This is a genomic window from Colwellia polaris (assembly GCF_002104515.1).
Taxonomy (GTDB): domain Bacteria; phylum Pseudomonadota; class Gammaproteobacteria; order Enterobacterales; family Alteromonadaceae; genus Cognaticolwellia; species Cognaticolwellia polaris.
The window spans coordinates 1-23,548 of record NZ_NBOE01000020.1; the positions used below are offsets into that span (position 1 = coordinate 1).

The 23,548-nt window shown below is 36.4% G+C and carries 21 protein-coding genes and 3 pseudogenes; 9 read left to right on the forward strand and 15 right to left on the reverse strand.

The annotated features are described in order from the left end of the window. The first annotated feature begins 144 nt into the window (after window positions 1-144). The 6 genes from B6A32_RS18845 (at window position 145) to B6A32_RS18870 (ending at window position 6,390) form a co-directional block, all read left to right on the forward strand. On the forward strand, window positions 145-684 hold the full coding sequence (locus B6A32_RS18845) for an imm11 family protein (protein ID WP_085306468.1): 540 nt from the start codon (window positions 145-147) through the stop codon (window positions 682-684). A gap of 122 nt (window positions 685-806) precedes the next feature. Further along, window positions 807-1,313 (forward strand): hypothetical protein, encoded by a 507-nt coding sequence (locus B6A32_RS18850; RefSeq protein ID WP_085306469.1) that lies wholly within the window; start codon window positions 807-809, stop codon window positions 1,311-1,313. A 379-nt stretch (window positions 1,314-1,692) separates the two neighbouring features. Then, window positions 1,693-1,926: a CopG family transcriptional regulator gene (locus tag B6A32_RS18855; RefSeq protein ID WP_085306470.1), complete on the forward strand. Its 234-nt coding sequence runs from the start codon at window positions 1,693-1,695 to the stop codon at window positions 1,924-1,926. Continuing rightward, window positions 1,913-2,176 carry a type II toxin-antitoxin system RelE family toxin gene (locus B6A32_RS18860; RefSeq protein ID WP_085306471.1) on the forward strand — a complete coding sequence of 88 codons (264 nt, stop codon included), beginning with the start codon at window positions 1,913-1,915 and terminating at the stop codon, window positions 2,174-2,176. Before B6A32_RS18855 ends, B6A32_RS18860 begins: the two co-directional genes overlap by 14 nt. 628 nt (window positions 2,177-2,804) lie before the next feature. Then, window positions 2,805-3,986 carry a PepSY-associated TM helix domain-containing protein gene (locus B6A32_RS18865; RefSeq protein ID WP_085306472.1) on the forward strand — a complete coding sequence of 394 codons (1,182 nt, stop codon included), beginning with the start codon at window positions 2,805-2,807 and terminating at the stop codon, window positions 3,984-3,986. A gap of 244 nt (window positions 3,987-4,230) precedes the next feature. Further along, window positions 4,231-6,390 carry a TonB-dependent siderophore receptor gene (locus B6A32_RS18870; protein ID WP_085306473.1) on the forward strand — a complete coding sequence of 720 codons (2,160 nt, stop codon included), beginning with the start codon at window positions 4,231-4,233 and terminating at the stop codon, window positions 6,388-6,390. Between the two features lie 215 nt (window positions 6,391-6,605). On the opposite strand, the gene B6A32_RS18875 is transcribed toward B6A32_RS18870, so the two are convergent. The 5 genes from B6A32_RS18875 to B6A32_RS18895 form a co-directional block, all read right to left on the reverse strand. Beyond that, entirely contained in the window at window positions 6,606-6,857 is a 252-nt protein-coding gene (locus B6A32_RS18875) for a superinfection immunity protein (protein ID WP_085306474.1), read from the reverse strand. Window positions 6,858-7,059: 202 nt separating this feature from the next. Next, window positions 7,060-7,491, reverse strand: a complete 432-nt coding sequence (locus B6A32_RS18880; protein WP_085306475.1) for a hypothetical protein — start codon at window positions 7,489-7,491, stop codon at window positions 7,060-7,062. 303 nt (window positions 7,492-7,794) lie between these two features. Next, window positions 7,795-8,154: a VOC family protein gene (locus B6A32_RS18885; protein WP_085306476.1), complete on the reverse strand. Its 360-nt coding sequence runs from the start codon at window positions 8,152-8,154 to the stop codon at window positions 7,795-7,797. 308 nt (window positions 8,155-8,462) lie between these two features. Then, window positions 8,463-8,780, reverse strand: coding sequence for a VF530 family protein (locus B6A32_RS18890; RefSeq protein ID WP_085306477.1), 318 nt, complete (start codon window positions 8,778-8,780; stop codon window positions 8,463-8,465). 154 nt (window positions 8,781-8,934) lie between these two features. Further along, complete coding sequence (locus B6A32_RS18895; protein WP_085306478.1) at window positions 8,935-9,846, reverse strand: LysR family transcriptional regulator; 912 nt, start codon at window positions 9,844-9,846, stop codon at window positions 8,935-8,937. A gap of 298 nt (window positions 9,847-10,144) precedes the next feature. On the opposite strand from B6A32_RS18895, the gene B6A32_RS18900 reads away from it, so the two are divergent. The 3 genes from B6A32_RS18900 to B6A32_RS18910 all read left to right on the forward strand — a co-directional run bounded on the left by B6A32_RS18900 (window position 10,145) and on the right by B6A32_RS18910 (window position 14,475). Beyond that, complete coding sequence (locus B6A32_RS18900; protein WP_085306479.1) at window positions 10,145-10,822, forward strand: glutathione S-transferase family protein; 678 nt, start codon at window positions 10,145-10,147, stop codon at window positions 10,820-10,822. Between the two features lie 123 nt (window positions 10,823-10,945). Then, complete coding sequence (locus B6A32_RS18905) at window positions 10,946-12,073, forward strand: zinc-binding dehydrogenase (protein ID WP_085306480.1); 1,128 nt, start codon at window positions 10,946-10,948, stop codon at window positions 12,071-12,073. Window positions 12,074-12,393: 320 nt separating this feature from the next. Further along, complete coding sequence (locus tag B6A32_RS18910; protein WP_085306481.1) at window positions 12,394-14,475, forward strand: YncE family protein; 2,082 nt, start codon at window positions 12,394-12,396, stop codon at window positions 14,473-14,475. A gap of 115 nt (window positions 14,476-14,590) precedes the next feature. Here the strand turns inward: B6A32_RS18910 and B6A32_RS18915 are convergent, their stop codons facing one another. The 10 genes and pseudogenes from B6A32_RS18915 to B6A32_RS19310 all read right to left on the reverse strand — a co-directional run. After that, window positions 14,591-15,025, reverse strand: a complete 435-nt coding sequence (locus tag B6A32_RS18915) for a UPF0158 family protein (RefSeq protein WP_085306482.1) — start codon at window positions 15,023-15,025, stop codon at window positions 14,591-14,593. 102 nt (window positions 15,026-15,127) lie between these two features. Then, on the reverse strand, window positions 15,128-15,589 hold the full coding sequence (locus B6A32_RS18920) for a hypothetical protein (RefSeq protein WP_085306483.1): 462 nt from the start codon (window positions 15,587-15,589) through the stop codon (window positions 15,128-15,130). Between the two features lie 334 nt (window positions 15,590-15,923). Then, window positions 15,924-16,682, reverse strand: coding sequence for a GGDEF domain-containing protein (locus B6A32_RS18925; RefSeq protein WP_158088522.1), 759 nt, complete (start codon window positions 16,680-16,682; stop codon window positions 15,924-15,926). A 537-nt stretch (window positions 16,683-17,219) separates the two neighbouring features. Then, window positions 17,220-18,092, reverse strand: a complete 873-nt coding sequence (locus tag B6A32_RS18930) for a TolB-like translocation protein (protein ID WP_085306485.1) — start codon at window positions 18,090-18,092, stop codon at window positions 17,220-17,222. Between the two features lie 130 nt (window positions 18,093-18,222). Next, window positions 18,223-19,386 (reverse strand): hypothetical protein, encoded by a 1,164-nt coding sequence (locus B6A32_RS19520; protein WP_233131478.1) that lies wholly within the window; start codon window positions 19,384-19,386, stop codon window positions 18,223-18,225. Further along, window positions 19,383-20,333 (reverse strand): MFS transporter, encoded by a 951-nt coding sequence (locus B6A32_RS19525; protein ID WP_233131479.1) that lies wholly within the window; start codon window positions 20,331-20,333, stop codon window positions 19,383-19,385. Before B6A32_RS19525 ends, B6A32_RS19520 begins: the two co-directional genes overlap by 4 nt. 755 nt (window positions 20,334-21,088) lie before the next feature. Then, window positions 21,089-21,439: a hypothetical protein gene (locus B6A32_RS18940; protein WP_085306486.1), complete on the reverse strand. Its 351-nt coding sequence runs from the start codon at window positions 21,437-21,439 to the stop codon at window positions 21,089-21,091. Between the two features lie 223 nt (window positions 21,440-21,662). Continuing rightward, window positions 21,663-22,112, reverse strand: a pseudogene (locus tag B6A32_RS18945) (transposase); the annotation flags it as partial. Between the two features lie 251 nt (window positions 22,113-22,363). Continuing rightward, window positions 22,364-22,942, reverse strand: a pseudogene (locus B6A32_RS18950) (transposase); the annotation flags it as partial. 220 nt (window positions 22,943-23,162) lie between these two features. Further along, a pseudogene (locus tag B6A32_RS19310) lies at window positions 23,163-23,548 on the reverse strand (transposase); the annotation flags it as partial.

Genomic DNA, 23,548 nt, shown 5'->3' on the forward strand with positions numbered 1-23,548 from the left:
TATAAATTATGCTATGTTTACTCATGCTAGTCTCCAGTTTTAGTTGTTTAACACACTAAGTATGGCTCTGGTTTTACTAACCCACGAATTTGGAGGCTAGCACCTTGTGGGGAGTCATTATGTCTATATTTTTATTGAGGCTTGGTGAGTATTTTTCAAATTCATTATAAATCTGAGCAACCAAATTTAACCGTTTGTGAGTCACAAATGGATGAGTTCTTGAGTATCTGTAATGGTAAGTTGAAATACCAAAAAGGATATGTTTTTCGTCTAGATAACCTTGGAGAACTGCCCGTTGATGAAACTATAGATATAATTCCTTATTTTTATTCTGGAGGCATTCTAGTCAGTGAGCCTTTGTATTTAAAACTTGAAGGAGTATTAAACGATTCAGGACAATGGTTTGAGTGCAAATATATAAGGCGAAGTTATTATTATTTTCATACTACAGTTCTTTTGGATGCAATTGATTATGACGCTAGTGGGTGCAAGTTCATTGATGGTTATATAGTATCAATAGATCCCATCGTTTTTAAAAATATGGATTACAGTTCTATCAACTTATTTAAAGTGCCAAGAAAAGAGGACGGTAAACCTATATGGTTTTTTGCTACAAAATCATTTAAAAACACCGTTGAAAAATTTGGTGTTAGTAATTTAAATTTTGTTACAGCAAAAATATAACAAAACAATAAACCACATTCGTTTCACTCATTGGGAAAAGCCTCGCTGGCACTTCGTGCCAAAGCACTCAGTTTTTCCCGTTATTGTAAGCGTTAGCCGTATTAAAGTATTTGGCAGAGTGTATGCGTAAAATCATAGCAACTAATTCACTTGATGTAGCAAACAAATATGGTTCAAATTGGACTTATTTTCTTATATCTGAAGATAAGCGCTTTATAAAAATTGGCTCTACTATTCAACCTTTAAGAAAAAGAATTATTGGGGTTAATAACGAGTTAAATTACAGAGATCTAAATTTTAGTTTTTATTTAGCCGTAAGAGGAATAATGCATGAAGAATTATTTCATGAGTATTTTAAACAATACCGCGCATGTTTCCGCTGGACAGAAAAAGATGGCAGTTATTCCTACTTAACAAACAAAGAGTCATGGAAAAGGTCATTAAAAAACACTCCTATTAAAGGAGAGCACACTCGTAAATTAAGAACATTTTGGTATTTTAACTCTAGTGCCATGCATACAAGGTTGGAATTGTTTAAATTTCCTCCTCGAAAAGTTTTACCTAAACTCGAATCCATTGTTTTAGAGGTAATTGAAAGTCAGGGTTACGAAATATCATTTAAAGAATAAATACGGCTAACAAGGAGAATTAAAAGGACACCCATCCTAAATTGAAATTACGGAGAATTAAAAAAATTAAAATAAATTAAAAGGACACCCATCCTAAATTGAAATTACAGAACACTGTAGTGGTCAACTAATTCCGTGGGAATTAAAAGGACACCCATCCTAAATTGAAATTACTGAACTCTGGACTAAACTAAGAAAATCCCATATCGCTGTTATGTGATTAGATTTTATTTTTAGAGTGAGTGTCATTATTAATTTTGATTAAAAATTATATAAAAAACGAGTAATTCTACAGGCTCGTTAGTTGCTTATCGTTGTCTCGTGACGTTATGACGTTATAGCACTATAATGTTTTTGTCGATTTAATGGAGACATAATCATGAGTAACTTATCAAAACGTTCTACCGTTTACTTTGAGCCTGATATACATCAAGCACTAAAAATGCGCGCTGCTTCAGCTCATTTATCAATTTCTGAGTTAATAGATGAAGCTGTTCGTTTATTATTGCGTGAAGATCAGGAGGATTTAGCAGCGGTATCAGCAAGAGCTAATGAGCCTGATATTTCATATGAAGATTTATTAAATGATTTGAAGTCACATGGAAAAATATAGAATAACGTTTAAAAAATCAGTGGCTAAAGATTTACGTGTTATACCTAAAAACGATATAACAAAGATCCTAAATAAAATAGATACATTAGCTGTAAACCCCAGAGGTGAAGATTGTATTAAACTTTCAGGGCAGGAAAATTATCGAGTTCGTCAAGGTTTGTATCGAATAGTATATGAAATAAAAGATGATGTACTTGTCGTGAATGTAATAAAGGTTGCTCATAGATCTCAAGTCTATAAAAGCAACTAAATCGGGTAGCCGGAGGTTTCTCTCCTCCAGCCCTCACACCAACCTGCATGCGGATCCGCACAAGAATTAAAAGGACACCCATCCTAAATTGAAATTACTGAACTCTGGACTAAACTAAGAAAATCCCATATCGCTGTTATGTGATTAGATTTTATTTTTAGAGTGAGTGTCATTATTAATTTGTTGTACTTTCGGATTATTAATTAAGCAACAAAACCATTCGGGTAATAATCGTTGTTAATTGTATGACTAAATTAACTCGAACAGTACCTAGCCTTCTCTTTGCTACAGTCATTTTTTTTAAAATAGCTAAAAAATAAAAAATTTTATGAGCATGTTTTTTGAGCACATATTGATATCTTTGATCAAACTATCAATTTAAATATCAATATCAATATCGGTATTGCAAATAGTTTTCATTTGCAATACCATGCATTCCATTATCTATCTAAGCAAGAATTACAAGCGAACGCTATAAATTTTAAGCTCTTAAGCCAAGCTTCAGAAGGAGTTTTTGCGAATTATTAAGTCGTTTATTTAATTCTCTTGCCAGTAAGTAGTTTGGTTAACTAAAAAAGTACGTGTTTTTACGTGATTTCTCTTCCACACATGCAGCTTTAAAGTCGTTATGAATAAAAAACAATGGTATACGTGGCATAGTCTTGTTGGTATAAAACTCGCAATATTAATCTGCTTTGTGCTAACAACAGGCACTTTGGCTGTTGTTTCGCATGAAATAGATTGGCTAACAAATAGTAGTAAACGTGTTCTTCCATCAGTTAATTCTGCCGAAATAAATTGGTCTAAGGTTTATCTTTCCGCGAAAGAAAATAACAGCACAAAAATTCTCAATATTAACGCGCCGATTGATGATTGGTTTGCGGTTGAAGTAATACGTTTAAACAGTAACGACGAACGATACCGCCAGTTTTATCACCCGGTAACTGGTGCCTATCAAGGTGATGGCCGTTGGCTTAATTGGCAACGATTTTTTAGAATGACACATCGACATTTAATGTTACCAACAACTTATGGTATTACCTTAGTTTGTATTGTTGGATTACTGTTATTGTTTTCACTCATCTCTGGCTTTTTTATCATACCTAAATGGTGGAAAAGTTTTTTTAAAAAACCAAGAACTAATAACAGCAAAGCTTTTTGGAATGATTGCCACCGACTTTTTGGTTTATGGTCTAGTTGGTTACTATTAACTGTTTGTGTCACCGGTATATGGTATTTAGTTGAAGTATGGGGTGGCAGAGCGAGTTTTCCCGAACAACAAATGCCTAAAGTTGCTGTAAATAACACGGCTGTAAACACCGCAACAAATGTATTTGATAGAGCGATAAACAGTGTTGCCCAATATCATAATTTAACCATTAAACGTATTGTTTTACCGAGTTTGAAAGCATCCACTATTATTGTTGAAGGGCAAAACGATACTCTGCTCGTAAGAGATAGAGCAAATAATGTTGTTTTTGATGGTGTAAATGGTGAATATTTATCTCGTCGAGTGGCAGGTAAACAGTCTTTACATGTCAGAATATCTGAGGCCGCTGATCCAATACATTTTGGCATGTTTGGTGGTATTTATAGTAAAATTTTATATTTTTGTTTTGGCACTATTTTGTGTGCCTTAGCTATATCTGGCACCTATCTTTATGGTTTACGGCAATATAAATCGAAGCGTGGCGAGTTACATGTTGCGAGAAAAGTGTGGAAAGCATCTTGGCTTGGTACAGGTTATTGGAAATGGCTTTCTTTAGGGCTAATTGCAACTGCACTAAGTATTGCCTTAGTTACTTTTTGAAACCCTATTTGGGTCTGAACTGTCATTCTTTTTTGAAATATCATTCTTCTAATGTTGTTTCAAACATAATTGCTAAGCACTTTATCACCCCACTTTTAATGGTTATTGATCTGTTTAGTCTCTAAGCATAGGTAAAACGCAGCATCAGGTTACAAACTTTTACACGATACAATGAACCAATCAATGCAAACCTTAATGATAACAGTTATCATTAAGTTCTAATGTATTTTACTAGTTACCTTGCATGTTTAAACTTAATTTTTTATCTAAAAGTATCCTTTTATCGAGCTTATGTTATTCACAAATTTCTTTTGCTGAAGATCAATCAACCGACACTACAATTACAGATAATACTCCCATTGAAGTTATCAGCGTTATTGGCCGAGCCCAGCAATTTTATTTAGCGAAAGAAACCAAGGTTGGTAGCAAAGTTAATTTATCATTATTAGAGTTGCCGCAGTCTGCTCAAGTATTAACTGAGCAACTTATTATTGACCAAGCAGCCAGAGACATTACTGACTTATACCGTTCAATTGCAGGCGTTAGTGAATACAGTTATTCAGGCGTAACTTTTAGAGGATTTCGCGATGACGCCAACGTTTTTTATGATGGCGTAAGGGGCGACCCTTATTCGGGTTTTGGTGTGCCGCAACTGTTTAATGTTGAAAGAGTTGAAGTATTAAAAGGCCCTGCTTCCGCTTTATATGGCGGCGGAGAACCAGGCGGCATGATTAATTATGTCACCAAAAAACCAAGTTTTAACGAAGAAAAACAATTAAAACTCACCTTAGGTAACTTTGCCACACAAGGAGCCTCTCTTGATATGACAGGCGCATTAACAGAAGATCTAGCCTATCGTTTAGGTGGCTTTTATGAACAACAAAATAGCTTTCGAAATAATGCCGATGCAGAAAACATAGAGTTAGCTACAGGTTTGTTATTCAACATATCTGAAGACACTAGCCTAACAACTACCCTTGATTACATTAAACAAGACTTGGGCGGTAACCGTTTACGCGGAGTACCGGTTGATGACAACGGTAACTTTCTGGTAGATCCATCATACAATGCTAATGAAAAAGTTGATTATCAAAATATGGAAGCCTTGGTAATACAAGCAGAGTTAAGCCACTATTTTGCCGACAACTTTAAAGTAAATACCACCTTACGTTACTTAGATAATGAGCGAGATCAGGCTTATCATGAGTCACGCGACTGGGTAGACGCCAATGGCGATGGCGTTGCTGATATTAACGATCAAATAATAAAGCGAGAGTATCGTAAACAATATCGAGCGAATGAAGAAATTAGTGTAACCTCTGATTTTGTTTATGAATTTGAAACAAGTAATTTTGAGCATCAATTTTTATTTGGCGCTGATTACCATACTGTAGACACAGAATATGACTACTTTAGAGCACGTTATGAAGCTGACGGCGTAGCTAACCTCAATATATTTGATTTAAATTATGGCATTACTGATCCCAGTACTTACGCGTTAACAGATCAAAACCGTGATGGCGTAAATTCAGATAGATACGGTATTTATCTTCAAGATGTAGTAAAAATTAACGATAAATGGACCGTTATTGCCGGCCTGCGTTATGACAATTTTGAAGAATATAACCAAGAAACTGACTATTCTTTTCAAGACAGTGGCGTTACACCGCGCTTAGCCGCAACCTATTTAGCTAACTCAGACACTTCTTTATATGTTAACTACTCTGAAAGCTTTAACCCTGCTTCGTCGTCAGATCAAGAAACCGTTGCACAAGAAGGCAGCTTAACGCCTGAAACCGGTAAGCAAGTTGAAATTGGTTTGAAAAAAGAGTGGTTTGACGGAAAAATATTAAGCACCTTCGCTATCTACCGTATCAACAAAGAAAATGTTGTTATGTCGAATCCTGATTACACAGGTGATAGTGGTGTTGTTGAGCTGCTAAATATTGGTGAAGTTGAAAGTAATGGCTTTGAAACCACCTTAGTTGGCGATTTAGCTGATAACTGGACCGTTACTGCCAACTACGCTTATAACGATACCGAAGTTATCAAAGGTGTTAGTGGCGACACTATTAGTAATTCGTTTGGTGACGGTAGTCGCTTTGTTAATGCCCCACGCCACCAAGCAGGCTTGTGGACACGCTATGATATAACCGATATTGCTTCGTCAATTGCCTTTGGCCTGAACTATGTAAGTGAGCAAATCAGCTTGGGTGATCAAAAAGTTAAACCATTTACCGTTTTTGACATGAGCTGGACATCACGTATAGACGATGTTTTATTCAGTGTTAATGTAAATAACTTGTTTGACAAAGAATATGCGGTTAGCGGATTTAGTGAGCGCAACGGCCACTTTCCAGGTAGCCCGCGTACCATTATCGCGCAGATGACTTACGATTTTTAAAATACTTTAATGCTCAGCATTAACTTTTACATTAACAATGTAATAGTTAATGTACTGAACGACTAATATTAATGATGATAAAAGGGGAGCACTCAACGGTATTCCCCTTTTACATTTAATATATTTCGAAAGCTCTCTGTTGGCATTATTATCGGATATATTTGGGCTGCTTTATTTTGATTGATTGTTATTTTAATTATTAATTTAATAGTGTTTTAGTTTTCATTATTCGCTTTATTGGCATATTTTCCAATAGCTTTCCCCGTTGTTGCCCAAACTAAAACGCCGCCCCAAGCAATTAAAGAAAAACCAGCGGGAATACAAGCGAATAAAATATATTTAAAATGCTCACGATTAAATATAAGCGCAAGTATTGCAGGAAGAAACCAGAGAACGAGTACACAAATTAATATTAAAGCTATAAATGAGTAGTTGCCACTTGCCAAAATGTTGTTGATATAATCCATTGTTTTTCTCCTTTAAAATTATCGACTTTATGAATAAACATAAAAACATTACTGTCAGAACTCATAGTCTTCAATTTAGGAGATTTATTACAAAATAAATTAATATAATGGAGAAACCTACTTTAGGCTTCTACATTAACCAAGCTAATTCATTAAATTTCACACTTAGGTTTAGTGCTTAAAGTGCATATTAACCAAGCGCTTAGCGTGAATTTACAATGTTATCTGTACTATTTTCTAAGGCGTTAATTTGGTTTATTTCTTCTGTAGTTAAAACCTTATAGCCACGAGGGTAAGACCAACCATAACCCCATCTAAATGGTGTAGGAAGGTATGGACTACCTCCAACTCGCACACCCGCTAACATTAGTTTCGCAATTTGTGGCGCTCCAACTTTAGCAACACACTGTTGAAGTTGTTGGTCAGCCACAAGCCTTTCTTGGTAAGTACCGCCTTGCCAATATGCGTAGTCGTGGGCAGTACAACAAGACAACCATAACTCTTTGTGTTCGAGCGTCCCGTCAGGAAAAACACTACAGCCATCGGTTGTGAAAGGTTTGATATTTTCGGCGCTTACCGTTTTTGATAAGAATAAAAATACGAAAGTTAAAGTAAAGGCTAAGCTAATGCGCATAAATCTACCTATCATGTATTTAGACTGCATAATTTTCAAAAAATCAGTCTCAAAATGCATTAAAAAGTTAAATTAAAGTTATTTTGCCCGATAAAAGCTAGGGTAATATTTCACTAGCAATACAACTCTACAGACAGTATGAATTTAAAAGCGATGCTTCTCTTTCAACTTTGAAGGGCTCAAAAGCCTCAACGTCATTTTTAAAAGCTAAATATAATGACTAACAATAGATAAACGAAATGGGCAAACGAAATGGGCAAACGAAAAAGATAACAAGCCAACAGCATTTCTTACATTACATTCTTATGTACCCGACAAGCACCAAACGGCAAATTCATTACCACTGGGCTCAATAAAATGAAACCGGCTCCCGCCAGGGAATGAAAAAATTGGCGTAGATATTTTACCACCATATAATTCAACCGTAGATTGAGCTTGCTCCAAATCGTCAGTTAATAATACCAGTAAGGCAGAGCCACTTGAGGCTAGTGAAGCTAAATCCGACTTATAAAAACCACCGTCTAATCCTTCATCAGCGAAAGCAGTATAATCATCACCGTAATCAGTAAAACGCCAACCAAAGGCATCTTCGAAGAATTTTTTTGTTGATGGAATATCTTTAGCGGGAAATTCCACATAGTTTAACTTCAAATTTTTCGACATAACCTAATCCTTTTTGGCAGATAATGAGCCAATAGCATTACTCGTTTTTTATATTATTTTAATAAAAATACTCTAACCGGATTATTTTCTTTTAACAATTAAAAGCGTATATGTTTGGATTTTTGGTTCGTTGTAAATTTGCCAATAGATATAATAAGCATTAAATGTGATTTGTAGGTTACTTAAGTGGCGTGATGTTGATCTTTAAAACACTAATGAGCCTACTGCTTATATTAAGAAAAGAAGGTGCAATAGAACTGACTCTATTTATTTTGAACGCATTAATTCTATTCTAGCGGTTAGCCTAGCTATGTTGGCCAAACAAAAGGTGTTGGTTTTTCTGCGCTAGTATCTGCAACTGCATTTTTTTGAGCCAGTATTCCTCTGATCGCGTTTCCTGTGCCTTTATGTTTACTACAAAAAGTTTTTAGATATAAAATCTCAACTCTGCTGCGTGCCCATGGCGTTGTACGAAGAAATTTCAAACTTGATTTTAAACGCGGCTTATTGGTGAAACAACGAATATTAAGTTGCTCACCCATTTTTTCCCAACCAATTTTTTTCTCTAACTCTGTTAGAATTTGTTCAAGTTTAACGCCGTGCAGAGGCTCATTACTATTGTTCATTGGCGACCTAAAATAAAAAAAAAGCATTGTAGCAAGATTTCTAAATTTTAACAGACTTATGCGTTAACGCGATGGAACTATAATAGAGAGCATAAAGGCTGCTATGTTAGTCATGACTTAAAACAAGCACTAAAAACAGCGTTAAAAACAAACATTAAAAGTTATAACGAACTTTTATTTTATCAACGATAAAATCGACCGCTGCTTTTACTTTTGGTACTAAATAGCGTTGTTTTTGATACAACAAATAAACCGCCATATTAGAGTTTTGGGTTATCGCTAGTTCATGTTCAAACTTAAGTTCTTGCAACTGACCTGATTCAATATAGGAAGACAACGCCCATCGAGTTGACATTAAAATACCTTCACCGCTACACGCTTTTTTCGCTAACCAAGTCCCGTTATTTGAAATTGCTATTGCCGGCCCAGAAACATCATGCCATTGACCGTTCATATTACATAACCAAGGTGTAGGCCCTGATGGCGTTTTAAAATATATGCCATTGTGTTCTTTTAAAGCCATTGCGTTACAAGGTAAGCCGTGTGTTTCTATATATTCAGGCGAAGCAACAGGAATAAAACCATTATCCATGAGTTTTATCGCTAATACGCGCTCATTTGGCGCATAACCACCACGAATAGCAATATCAACATCGTCGCGGCCTAATGTTGATAATTCATCACTTAAACTAATATCTAGTATAATTTCAGGGTATAACTCGCTGAACTCATCGAGTAAGGGAAGTAATATTTTTTCGCCAAAACCAACCATAGAACTTATAGATAAACGCCCCATTGGTGTGGTTTGATAACTGCGAACTGTTTCGTTGCTTTGTGCAAGTTGCGTCAATATTTGTTGAACATCGTTATAATAAATTTGACCGACTTCTGTCAGTTTAACAATTCGGGTTGAGCGTTTTAATAACGTTGCTCCTAAACTCTTTTCTAAATCAGCAACCCGCCTTGATAGTGAAGATGGCGGCACGTTTAAAGCATTTGCTGCTTTAGTAAAACTCCCTGTTTCAACAACTTTGCTGAAATAGCGTATTGCACGTAGTTGATCCAACTGCCCTCTCCATTATAAATACTGAATATTGTTGTTTTATTGCTGCTTTATCGCTGGCTCACTATTGCTTTAAAAGCAATAGTGATTCGCATTTTCCCTTATATATAACCAAATTAAAACAAGTAATAATGTCTTTATTGCAAACAGTACCGCTTTATCTTAGTGACAAGGTATTAAAAAATGGGCATTTTGTGCTGTTTTAGGCTATTAAATACCGATGCAACAAAATAAAACACAACTGAACACAAATAAAACAAAGTTAAACACAACTTTCGCGTTAATGATGAGACACTAACTTATGATAACTTTGCACGGTTTTGCCGCAAGTAACTACTACAACCTAGTTAAGCATGTTTTGCTATACAAAGGCCTGCCATTTAAAGAAAACCTACTTTACGGTGGTAGTGAAGAGTTACTAGCTATTAGTCTTGCGGGTAAAGTACCTGTTATTACGACTGCACAAGGTTTTAACCTTTCGGAATCAAGTGTTATATGTGACTTTATTGAAGAGACTTACCCAGAATCTGCGCTTTACCCTGAAAATGCAGAAGAACGTGCTGTTGTGCGTCAAATGATGAAAATGGCAGAGCTATATTTTGAACTACCAAGCAGGCGATTGATAGCTTATGCACTGTCAGGTACTGCTGTGCCTGAATCAATTGCCGTTGAAGTACGTCAAGTATTAAGTCGTGGCATTACAGCCTTAAGTCGATTATGTAAATTTTCGCCTTGGGTTGCTGGTAAAGAATTAACCATGGCTGATATCTATCTCTACTATGTAAATACTATTGTTAGTGCTTTTGGCTCTAGTCAGCTTAATTGGGACGTACTGGCCGAAATACAAGGCATGAAAGAATGGAGTACGGCTATGAGTCAATCAGCTATTGCTCAAAAAGTAGAGGCCGATCGTCAGGCAAACATGCCAGAGTTTATGCAACAGGTGACGGCTAAAATTAATGCGGTAAGCGCTAAGTGATTTTTAATTTTTAATTTTTAATTTTTAATTTTTAAGAAGTCATCAATAAAATTTAAGAAAAACATCACCAATATCCTATTGTTATTGGTTTAAATGAATTCATTATTTGCAGGAGAAAACATCATGACAACGTCAAATATCCAACTAACTTCAACTATCAGTAAAGACAATCAATTAACCCTTGCCTTAAAAAATATCGAAGTACCACAACCCAGCGCCGACGAAGTAGTTATTCGTCTTGAAGCTGCGCCATTAAACCCGTCTGATTTAGCCGTTCTTTTTAGCGTTGCAGACATGACAACAGCAAAGCAATCTGGCTCGCAGCAAAGCCCAGCTATCACGGCAGATGTTCCCGCTAAATTTATGCCTGCTGTTAAAGCACGTGCTGGCAAAGCGATTCCTGTTGGTAATGAAGGCGCAGGAACGGTTATAGCTGCTGGTTCATCGCCAGCGGCACAAGCATTAATGGGTAAAACCGTGGCGGTTATAGGTGGTGGTACTTATCGCCAATATATTGCGGCCAACGTACAAAGCTGCTTGCCATTAAAAGAAGGTACTACGGCAAAAGAAGGCGCATCATCTTTTGTTAACCCGCTTACGGCATTAGCCATGGTCGAAACCATGCGTGCTGAAGGTCATAAAGCGATTATTCATGCCGCAGCTGCATCTAACCTTGGCCAAATGTTAAACCGTATTTGTATTGCTGATGGTGTTGATTTAATTAACATTGTTCGTAAAACAGAACAAGAAACATTGCTACGTGATATGGGTGCTAAATATGTTGTTAACTCAAGCAGTGATAGCTTTCTTGCTGACTTAACCGCGGCAATTATTGAAACAGGCGCAACGATTGCGTTTGACCCTATTGGTGGCGGTAAACTAACCAGCGACATTCTTAATTGCATGGAAGTTGCCGCGTCTCGAGATATGAAAGAACACAGCGTTTATGGCTCAGACACATACAAACAAGTATACATTTACGGTGCATTAGACCGTGGACCAATAACATTAAATCGTAACTTTGGCTTCGCTTGGGGTGTTAATGGCTTCTTATTATTTAATGCGCTTGGTAAATTAGGTACTAAAACGGTAATTGCGATGCGCAAACGTGTTGCTGATGAAATAACTACAACATTTGCTAGCCACTACACACATGAAGTGTCGCTGGCCGAAGTATTACAATTAAAGTCGATGGCAGCTTATTCAAAACAAGCTACAGGAGAGAAGTTCTTAATTCTTCCTCAAAAATAACCTTTACTGAAAATACCTGTCAATAGGAGCAAAATTGAGAGCTCCTATTGACACTTTATTAGCAGAACAATTTATACAAGCCTTTCACTTTAGGCTGAAAGCCCAGCGATGTTCTTTTTAAACTTCACCGTTAATTAAAATGGGTAATTAAGCCAAACTACTTATAATCTCCCCCCACAGGTTTATTCTTATTTTTTAATAAATTAAGAAAGTTGCATCCAATATGTTTAGTTGGCCGTATCTCTAGTAAGCGCCACTGTTGATCCATAAATACTTTTAAAAGTGGCGACGGTTATTTTTATTAAATTAAGGAAGCAAAGATGAAATACACAAATAAAACCACAGGAAATAAATTAATCTTATCTACAATTGGCTTAGCTGTTGTTCTAGGACTTAGTGGTTGTGATGGTGACGATGGAAAAAATGGAGTAAACGGCGTAGACGGCGTAGACGGAATGAACGGCAATAATGGTACTAATGGACAGCCTGCTTTTCCAGTTGCTAACTTTATTTTATCAAACAATGGCTCTGCCAATGTTGGAACTACCGATTTTATCAACCAAAACGCGAACAAATTAAAAACATTTAATTCAGGCAATAATGAAGGCGTATCACTTACTAAGCTGGGGCATTTAGTTCACGCAGGCGATGCTGGGGTGCCTAGTTTACGAACCGTGTGTAACATTACAGCACGAGATAACAATACGAGTTTTGATTTAAATATAGATAGAGAGTTAACCGGCACCTCAACAGGTTTAGTTAATCCTAAAGGTATTCATTATTCTGAAAAAATGGGGTTAACTTTTGTTGCCGACTTTAATGCAATGCAAGTAGGTGTTTATGGTGCCCAAGCCTCTGGCGATGCATTACCTGTAGCAACAACAGTAACCGATGCAAAACCTTGGGATCTAGTTTACGACGATAATAATGATCGGTTATATGTTGCTTTAACGGATGGTAATGTTGCAGTTTATGACAATTATGTTGCCAGTGACTATGCTGCAACCCCAACGAGAGTTATAACACCGAGCAATGCTAACCTTGAAAAAATATCGATCAACATTCATGGTATTGTTTTAGATGAAACCACGAATAAACTGGTGCTTTCTGATGTAGGTAGCGCATCGGATGCAACCGATGGCAGTATTTTTGTTATAAATAATGCTGCTACGGCTGATGGCAATGTCACTATTGCTCGCGCAATTTCAGGCCCTAACTCAATGTTAGGTAACCCTGTAGATATAATCCTAAGCGGAACTGATTTACGCGTTGCAGAAAAGTCTAATGACGCGATTTTAATTTTCTCTAATATATTTTCAGGAGACAGTGGCGATATAGCTCCTGACTTAGTAACGTCTACTGAAAAGCCTGAATCACTAGTTGAAGTTACTGCTGAATATAATGGCAATGATGTTTCTGATAGCACAAACGGTGCAGAAGCTATCTTATCGGTAGCAGTATCTAGCAATCCAAGTGCCGTAGGACCAACTAGCAATATGCTGACAAGTTTTAATTCGTTACTTACCAGTACTATAGGTAGTTACGACACTGGCCGAACTCAAGAAAGTGTAACCTTTGATTCCGCAGGAAATAGTTATGCAACATTTGATGGTGAGTCGAGCGGCGTATTAGTATCAACAAAAGTAGCAACAACACGCTCTAACTCAACGTTTAGTGAATCTTACGACCGTATCATAAGCGGTGAAAATACCGGGTTAATCTCACCTAAAGGCATTGATGTAGCATCAGCACGTAGTTTAATTTTCGTAGCAGAAAATAATGAGACAACCCCCAGTGTGTTAATTTATTCTGCTTGTGCATCTGGCAATATTTCTCCTTTATTAACCTTAACAACCGCGAATAATGCGAGACCGTGGGATGTAGATTATGATGCGAAAACAGACAGAGCCTTTGTTGCTTTAACCGATGGAACCATTGCTGTTTTTGATGAAGTTTCAGCGAATATTTCAGCAGGTATAATCTCAGTAAATACTGAGAACCGTTTAATTACACCGGCAACATCTGGTTTAGCGATAACAGCGCCAACCAATATTCATGGTATAGATTACGACTCTTTAAGTGACTCACTTATTGTTAGCGATGTTGGCAGTGCAGCAGATGCAACTGACGGGAAAATTTATGTAATGAACAATGCAGCTGCAGCTTCAGGTTTAACAGATATTTCAGTGAATATATCGGGAGCCAATACTAATTTGGGTAACCCTGTCGATATTATGTATACAGGTTCACATTTATACGTTGCTGAAAAATCAAATAATCAGGTAATGAGATTCGACAACATTTTAACAAGCGCTGGTGGCGATATTGCACCAAATTTAAGCGCAAGTTTTACAGCACCTGAGTCTGTGGCTATCGTGCCATTATCGTTAATAACTCACTAATAAAGTATTTAAAAACAATATATCTAAAAGGCATCAATTATTTGATGCCTTTTTATTTAATAAATTAATCACTTATTTAGTGAGTCACCAAGGTTAAAGCTCTCGTCGGCTCAGCTCAAGGCGTGTTGTTAATCTCGTGAATTTTATACTGAATTGAATGCTCTTTACACCATTCAATAACAGCATCTCTCATGGCTTTATTTTCAAAAGCATACCATTTTTCAGTACACTCTAAACTGTGCAATAGCGACTTAAATCGAGAATAAGCACCACGAGAGCCAAACATATGATAAACATTATTAAGTTCATCAGGTATTACTTCAGCAGCAAATTCCAAAGCAACTCTTTTACCTAAATCTAAATCATGCTTTGTGGGAATTAATAAATACTTATCATTTTCAAAAATATCTTCGGGTAGTTCCTCTTCTATATCATCACCAGAATAATAAATTTTACCTGTTTCTGAATCAACATAGGCTTCATTATCAAATGAATAATCTGAAGAAGTGAACTCTATTGCAAATTCAAGATCCATTAAATCGACATGCATATCAGTACCTAATCACCAACGCCTTGTTATGAGGCGAAAAATTGTTGGCTAAAATAAGCGACGAAAGAACAAAAGCCAACTGTTTTTATTCTTCTAAAAGGCTTAGCTATCAACATCGAATGACTTAATCATCATCGGTTGAAAGCGCCACCCCCACATACAAGTTTCATTTGCTCTAAAAGTCACCGAGCCTGTTAATTTTTGATCATCATCATCTTTTAATACTACAACATAATTCACTAAACCGTATGGCTCGGTTTCATGTAATTGAACATTTACATCAATAATTTCTGAATTTTTGAACTGCTTTAGATCCGCAAATTTATTCAGCTGCTCATAAACAGCTTCCAAGCTTGATAAAGGAGTAATTTCTGCAATATCTGGACATAAAAGCTCATGTGCTTTTTTAAAGTTTTTTTGAGTAAAATATAAGTTAACAAATTCAAAAGCTTTAGCTTTGCTATTCTTAATTGACGTCTCAAAAAATAGTTTTGCATCAAAGTTTTGGCTTGTTGATTGGCAACTAAATAGAATAATTAATAATAGTATGAGAGAAAATTTCACAGTTCTATCCTTGATAGCTAACGTGTCTGTAGAATTTCTTAAAAAAACAGCCGTAAATTTATTAAATGAAAGTTTATGATGAATCCATCCTAATTCTAAACTGATTTGCTATTTCCTTTGCATCACAACACATAGCCATAATTCATCTGAGATAACTTAATGGGGTTTTCTTAGTTGAGCGTTATGTTTAGGATATTCAATTTTAGATGAGTATCCAGTTAACTTTAATTAAGGGTGAGTGTCCAGTTAACTCATCCAGTTAACTCAGTTAACTCAATTAGTGTCCAGTTAACTCAAACTTTGATAACTTTAGCCAAGATAATGGGTATCTTATTTATTTACCTCTATCGTTCTTATATTCATAAAAACAATTTCTACCTTGTTCTTTTGCCTTATAAAGTGCCTTGTCGGCTTTTTCAACCATTTTAATAGGGTCAGTATTTTTACTCACATGCTCTATATAAAAACCAATAGAACATGTAACGTATTGACCAGCTTTACCTTTACCATGTGTAAGCTTTTTTTGCGCCCACTGCTCAATAATAGCTTTAGCAAATTCAATACATTGTTCATGCGTGATTTTTGATACAACGACAACAAACTCTTCTCCGCCATAACGGGCAATAATGTCAGACTTTCTTTTAAATAACTGTAATAATTGCTCAGCTTGGCACTTTATAACCTTGTCACCCTCAACATGCCCATAACTGTCGTTATAGTCTTTAAAATTATCTAGATCTAAAAGAAAAACACAAACACTTTTGCCTTCACGCTTATTTAAAGAAATCTGTTCATCAAATCGTAATTCATACGCCCTTCTATTATATAGCCCGGTTAAATGGTCAGTTTTACTTAGTTTATCAAGTTTAAGATTTGCCGTTTTCAGGCTTATCAATGCCCTTTCAACTTGTCGCACACCCAATAAACCAGCGAATGAACCGATAATAACAAAACCTAATTTCACACCACTTTGATCACCATAAATAGGGTACATAAGGTTAAGAATAACAAAACCTGAAATCACACAGATAGTAAATGCTATGCCGTATTTAAATGATTGTCGAAACACAAACAGCGTAAATAGACTATACATAACAGTTCCTTCATAAGGAAAAGCAAATTGACCGAGCTGCCAGCAAATTAAAATAACTCCATAGTTGATATAGACAAGACTTAACATAGATACGAAAAGAATTTTTTGATAATGTTTTGCACACGATTGATGATACGTAGAAAATAAAAAGCATAAGCAGATAGGGAGCTGCATATAAACTCTTGAATAAATGTAATACTTTTTTAAATGATCAGGTAATAATGACAAGTCGGCTAGCATAAATGCGGCAATAAACATTATACCGATGAGAATAAGTTGCCTGACTTTGATTAATGAGAGTGAGCTTTGTTCCACCATATATTTTCAAAGACTCTTTATAACGTAATTACTTGCAATCATTAAAGCTCAATACTTATTAAACTACAATATTTAGTACCAAGAAATGTTATCTTCTTCAAAGATGAGTTTAAAAGAAACTCATTTTAAATACTTTTTGAATTTAACAGAGTGAATTCAACAGGATGAATTCAACAGGATGAATTCAACAGTACACTCAACTTATAATAGTTGTTCCCCTTATCTTGGTCTAAGTTTTTCAATGAACTGCGCATCGACCCAATATATATCAACATTTTCATAATTCTTTGAGCCGATGTTCCTGTTGAAGAACATATATTTACCATCAGCAGTAACGTTTGCTGCTGCCTCCCAAGCTTCTGTGTTTATCTTATCACCAAGATTAATGGCCTTGCCCCAGGAGCCATCTTTTTGCCTATAACTAATATATAAATCGGAATCACCATAGCCATCCTCCCTTTTGCTATCAAAAATAATATAAGACTCGTCTGGTGCAATAAAAGGGTGAAAGCTTTTTCCGGTATTAATCGTTTCGCTCAGTAATTTGGGTGCTTCATATTGCCCATTCACTTTTCGTGAATAACGAATAGATCCCGTTAAATCACGTTTGAATTCATCAAAATAGTAAGTGCCATTAGACGATGATGACAAGCGCATAATGAGTAAATCTTCGAAAGGAACATCAAGTTTTTTTCGTTCTGACCACTCACCGGTCGCTGTAAGTTCCATAAAGCTTTTACCTAAATGCATAGTTCTGCCGTCAGGAGAGAAAAGATGTTGCCCTTTTCTAGGAGAAAACACTGACTCTTCCCACTGATTATCCACTTTTTGCAAAAGAATAACGTCTTGTTGATTACGCTCTTCACTATATTTTATAAAATAAAACGCTGTTAAGTCAGGCGTAAATACACCTCCATATTCATAGCCATTGGTTGTAACAATACCAGGCGCGAAGGCCTCTGCAACTTGCCCAGGTGGCTTTTGTCCGAGATAGTCACTTTCTACAAGTGATAGGTTATTGCGATTATGACTTGCGCAACTAACAATTAGAAAAATGTTAACTAGTGTTATAAAAATATAGGGTTTCTTCATTTTATTGCCATTAATCTCAATAGTTGAATGATATAAATTAAATAGAATTTAAACATAATTTAAACATAGCACGCATCTTAAATAATTTGGGATGAGTGTCCGGTTAACTCTGTGTCCGGTTAACTTTCTGCTAATTCTTTAATTCCTTCATGCTTTGTAACGGCTTATCATCAATTGAAGTAGTTAACTCGCTGTCTTGAATTTCGTCTGAATCTTGTAATATTTCGAGTACATCAGAGGCTACTTTTGGGAAAGAATCTACGAATGTACTAGCAATGTTTACTGCATGCTCTGGAATATGGTCAACCATATGATTAATATAGCTATTTGTTGCATTCTCTATATTTTCTAATGCATCGTCTGAGAAAACTTTTTCATTTTCATCCTCGCTTTCACTGTGGATCAAATTCTGAACATAAGCTTCAGCAACATCATTCGACGATTCAGGTAGTGATTCAGAAACCGTAAAGGCAAGGTCTTCCGATTGTTCAGGAGAAACATCGGTTAAACGATTATAAAGCTCTGTTGCTGTGTTTGCAGAGGCGGCAGCTACCCTGTCGATTGGTCGCATTGCATCTAAAGAATCTGAAAAATTTGTCATGTATTCTTCGGTCATTTCCAGTAACTTATCAGGGTATTCTTCAACCATATTTTCAGCGGCTAATTCCATTAAATCAATACCGTTATCAGGCATTGCACTAGCAATCGCAACAATAATGTTAGTAAATTGATCAGGGTATGTAGACGTGATCCACTCAACCAATTTATCTGCTTGCTCAGGAGAAGCATTGGTTAATGCTTCAGCAATATGAATACTCATTTGTGGCGCTGCTGATGTTATTGCGGCGTATAATTTACCAATATCTACGGTATCTATAGTACTTAATGCCGCGGCTAAGTTTGACGCATTGTTTGGGTCTCTTAGTACGAGCGCTTTAACCATATTAACCGCAGCCGATGGGTTTTTATTAGCTAAGCTAATAGCAACTTTCACTTCTGGTGTTGCTTCAAATGGTGCTTCTGCATAGTGTGTACGGGGATCCAATTCAGACACTACACCACTGGGTGTTTGCATAACAAAGCGTTCTTGCTCTTCAAGCGGTAAAGCGTGTCTTAGTTTCATCCGAATAATGATAAAAAATAATAAAGTTAAAGCGACAATATTCATAAAACCAAATAGGGCGCTACTTCCAAAAGCATCCATTGCCACTGACGCAAGATATGGACCTAAAATACATCCTAAGGCATAAATGATTAATAACGCACTCATGGCGGCCAAAATTTGTTCTTTCAATACTTTATAAAAGTCTCAGACATACTCATGGGGTAAAGGCAGGCAACTAACCCTGTTATAAGTGCAATAGCTACTAAATTGAGTTTGAACATATCTTCAGACATCAGTAATGGCACAGACAAACATAGCACTATGAGCGATGCAACCATAACTAGCATGACTTTTCGTCGGTCAAAATGATCTGACAAATAGGCGATAGGGAACTGTAAAATGATCGCACCAAAGATCGCTGAGCCCATAAATATTGATAAATCTATATCGGTAATACCGTTTTGACTAGCAAAGATAGGTAACATATTTATTAAAGCTGCATACAAAACCCCACAATAAAAGCAACTTACCACACCCAAAGGAGACAGTTTGAATACAGTTAATAACGACATAGATTGGCTGTCTTCTATTTTGGGGCCTTTTTGGTTACTAATAACGATGGGCGTAATTGACAAGCTAAATAAAATGCCGCAAATAACAAACAGAGTAATATCTTCAATTGGCGCAACATTTAATAAAAACTGGCCAGAGAACAGCGCTGTCATTATCATCATTTGATTAATGGAAAGTATGCGCCCTCTATTTTTTTCAGTCGCGCTATGGCTTAACCAACTATCAAGTGTCGCATTGGTGCAAACAATACAAAAGCCTGTAACCACCCTCATAGCCGCAAGTATCAACGGTTCTGGATAAAGACCCGACAGTAAAATAGCAACTGAGGTTAAACTACCACACATGGCAAATATTCTAATATGGCCGACACGTTGCAATAAGATACGGCTATAATATGCTCCGAACAAAAACCCCACGGACAACATAGATAAGACTAAACCCATATTATCTAGGCTCACCCCATCGTTCTGCATACGTATAGGCAATAAAATATTGCTTAATCCATAACCTAGCATTAACAAGAAGCCACTTGTTAATAATAGGAAGAAAGGTTTAATGGTCATTATCACAAGCGATTATCTTCTCTATATTTGACGGCCAGCTTTAGTGGCGACATTTAATTAAAAATGATGTTATACACATCTCATGGGGAATTATTTTTACTGAAATATTTTTGTAGTCGATGAAGTGAATGAAGCTAAACTCACTTTACGTTTGTCTTTAGTATTTCGCCACTTCTGACAAGGTTTTTACACGATAATTTCTTAATAAGATTTTACACATTAGCAGCACTTAAGTTAACATTTATTGTTACTTGATTTGAATTCACACCCGAAGATCTATCTACCAATTCCTCCTCCAATTTTGATTACTTTAAAATATTCGCTTTAAAAATATTCAAGTGCATATGATTATTAATTTTTTTCAAGTTTCCTTTCTCGATAAAGCCTCACCGCTCTGGGTGAAATAAAGCCTAATAAAATACCAATAAATAAAATTACAGCTTGTATGATACTGGCATATTGCATTGATTTTACTTGGTGTTGATTATCTAAAATTTAAAATATCACTCATTATCAATACTACCTAACTACATCGCACATCGAAATTTAAATAAATCCCCCGTTGTCATATTTAAACGGCACATTTTTAACAAGTAGAGACAAAATTACCGATTGGCCCCACCTGCCCCAAAGTATCAATTTTATGACAAGTTTAAGCCTCAAGTAATGACTCGTTATTAATTTGGATATTTTGAATAGCAATTTAGGGTGGGTGTCCTGTTAATTTATTAGGTGTCCTGTTAATTTATTATAACTCATTCATCTGGTTGGTTGAGGTTGAACGAGAACACAACTTTTGGTTTTTGTGGGATAATTGCTATTGCATCTATTGTTGAGCCAAAAGTTATTCTGTCTGAATTAGACCAATGAGCTAAATGTTCTTTAAGGTAACCTATTGAAATTCGGTGATCTAATTCGCAATCATTTTCATACAAGTCAGGTTCTAGCTCATTAAGTTCAATTTGTAATAAATCATCACCTCGCATTTTAAAACGGTAAAATATTAGAGGTCTCTTACTATGTTTAGAGCTACCGAAAGTAATTTCCATATCTGATGGTAAATCCGCAATTTGTTTTTTTAATTCGCCGACGGTTAAGTTTTCCACTGAACATCCTTATGAGTTATAACGAGCCTGTAGAATTACTCGTTTTTTATATAATTTTTAATCAAAATACTCTAACTGGATTATTTTCTTTTAACAATCAAAAACATTTACGTTTTTGGACGATTTTTATTTTTGCATCGTTAAACGTTTATTAAGGGTGTTGATTAAGTGGTTTATGTCGTTTTGAGGCTGGTTTTTTCGTGTGATGTTAGGCTTTTAGGCCTTAATGCAGATTGTTTCTTAACTTTTCAATATTATGAACAAGGCAATACATTTTCCATTGGGTGTTCACTTTATCTTGTCCACGCAAAGTGAATTTATTCATGCCTTTATTGACGGTAATATTGCCAAATACCGGTTCGATTGCGCCTAATCTTTTACTATACTGCCGTCGTCCAATGGGGCTGTCTATTTTTACTTTCATTCGGTCACTGTAACTGACATTTTGTACCAGGTTCGTTAAGAACTGGACTTGTCGTCCGGTTGATTTGGGCGGATTTCGCATACATTGCTTTTGCAGTGGGCAAAACCGGCAGTCATTTAAATAGCCCGTAAATCGAATGTAGCTTTTACCTTGGCTGATGATGCTTGTACTTTGTCGCCAAAGGGTTTTGCCTGCAGGACAAATGCAGCTATTGCTGGTTGGGTCAAAATTAAAGTCGTCTTGTGTAAAGGGAAATTAATAGTGACACTCATTCTAGAAAGTTAATAATGACACTCATTCCAAATAAACCCTAATCACATACCAGCGATATTATAATATCTTGCTCTTTGTCATAACCAAATGACTGATTTTGTCTAAAAATAGATACGAAACTACCACTTTAGACCCAAGCTATACTAATTCATCAATTTTCTGGCAAGTATCAACCTCAAGTACTGACTCGTTAAGTGTTTGGCTGTTTTTAATAGTGCGTTGTGAGTTTACGCAAAGAGTTTTTTGCAGTGACTTAAGTTTTGTCGTCGTTTGAGCTGTTGGTGTTCGCAATAATCACTGAGTACATCTTCGCGCCCTATTGCACCATGAAACTGTGTTTTAAATTCAGTGGTGATGATTAGCCAGTTTTCAGCTGATATATTTAATCGGCTTAGTATGCTTGGTAGGTTTTCGTCGATGTAGCCGGGTTTATCTTCTCGAATGCAGCGACCGGTGAGTTCGATTAACTGTAGATAGTCAGTCAATTCAAACGGTAGGCCTTTGGGCATGTTTTCTCTGGGGTTGCCAACAAAGGGCATGAGTGTTTTGGGTTGTTGGCTTTGTGTGGCTTGCTCGCAGCGCAGTTTAACGCTGGTGTGCGTTGAGTCTTCTGGGGTGCTGGCGATATTGGCGCGAATGGGGTTTAAGTCCACATAAGCCATACAAGCGGCAAGTGCGGCTTCATCAAGTAAAGCTTGAGATTTAAACCGACCTTCCCAGAACCTGCCTGTGCAGTTATCTTCTTGGTTGGCGGCTCGTGCAATGTGTTCGTTGATATAGCCCATAAACCAGCTGATTTTCATCAAGTTAATAATGACACTCATTCCAAATAAACCCTAATCACATACCAGCGATATGATAATATCTTGCTCTTTGTCATAACCAAATGACTGATTTTGTCTAAAAATAGATACGAAACTACCACTTTAGACCCAAGCTATACTAATTCATCAATTTTCTGGCAAGTATCAACCTCAAGTACTGACTCGTTAAGTGTTTGGCTGTTTTTAATAGTGCGTTGTGAGTTTACGCAAAGAGTTTTTTGCAGTGGCTTAAGTTTTGTCGTCGTTTGAGCTGTTGGTGTTCACAGTAATCACTGAGTACATCTTCGCGCCCTATTGCACCATGAAACTGTGTTTTAAATTCAGTGGTGATGATTAGCCAGTTTTCAGCTGATATGTTTAATCGGCTCAGTATGCTTGGTAGGTTTTCGTCGATGTAGCCGGGTTTATCTTCTCGAATGCAGCGCCCTGTGAGTTCGATTAATTGTAAATAGTCAGTCAGCTCAAACGGTAGGCCTTTGGGCATGTTTTCTCTGGGGTTTCCAACAAAGGGCATGAGGGTTTTGGGTTGTTGGCTTTGTGTGGCTTGCTCGCAGCGCAGCTTTACACTGGTGTGCGTTGAATCTTCTG

Coding starts and splice junctions, on each gene's coding strand:
- B6A32_RS18850 (WP_085306469.1), top strand. CDS start 807: ATGCGTAAAATCATAGCAACTAATTCACTTGATGTAGCAAACAAATAT.
- B6A32_RS18855 (WP_085306470.1), top strand. CDS start 1,693: ATGAGTAACTTATCAAAACGTTCTACCGTTTACTTTGAGCCTGATATA.
- B6A32_RS18860 (WP_085306471.1), top strand. CDS start 1,913: ATGGAAAAATATAGAATAACGTTTAAAAAATCAGTGGCTAAAGATTTA.
- B6A32_RS18865 (WP_085306472.1), top strand. CDS start 2,805: ATGAATAAAAAACAATGGTATACGTGGCATAGTCTTGTTGGTATAAAA.
- B6A32_RS18870 (WP_085306473.1), top strand. CDS start 4,231: ATGTTTAAACTTAATTTTTTATCTAAAAGTATCCTTTTATCGAGCTTA.
- B6A32_RS18875 (WP_085306474.1), bottom strand. CDS start 6,857: ATGGATTATATCAACAACATTTTGGCAAGTGGCAACTACTCATTTATA.
- B6A32_RS18880 (WP_085306475.1), bottom strand. CDS start 7,491: ATGCGCATTAGCTTAGCCTTTACTTTAACTTTCGTATTTTTATTCTTA.
- B6A32_RS18885 (WP_085306476.1), bottom strand. CDS start 8,154: ATGTCGAAAAATTTGAAGTTAAACTATGTGGAATTTCCCGCTAAAGAT.
- B6A32_RS18890 (WP_085306477.1), bottom strand. CDS start 8,780: ATGAACAATAGTAATGAGCCTCTGCACGGCGTTAAACTTGAACAAATT.
- B6A32_RS18900 (WP_085306479.1), top strand. CDS start 10,145: ATGATAACTTTGCACGGTTTTGCCGCAAGTAACTACTACAACCTAGTT.
- B6A32_RS18905 (WP_085306480.1), top strand. CDS start 10,946: ATGACAACGTCAAATATCCAACTAACTTCAACTATCAGTAAAGACAAT.
- B6A32_RS18910 (WP_085306481.1), top strand. CDS start 12,394: ATGAAATACACAAATAAAACCACAGGAAATAAATTAATCTTATCTACA.
- B6A32_RS18915 (WP_085306482.1), bottom strand. CDS start 15,025: ATGCATGTCGATTTAATGGATCTTGAATTTGCAATAGAGTTCACTTCT.
- B6A32_RS18925 (WP_158088522.1), bottom strand. CDS start 16,682: ATGTATAGTCTATTTACGCTGTTTGTGTTTCGACAATCATTTAAATAC.
- B6A32_RS18930 (WP_085306485.1), bottom strand. CDS start 18,092: ATGAAGAAACCCTATATTTTTATAACACTAGTTAACATTTTTCTAATT.
- B6A32_RS19525 (WP_233131479.1), bottom strand. CDS start 20,333: ATGACCATTAAACCTTTCTTCCTATTATTAACAAGTGGCTTCTTGTTA.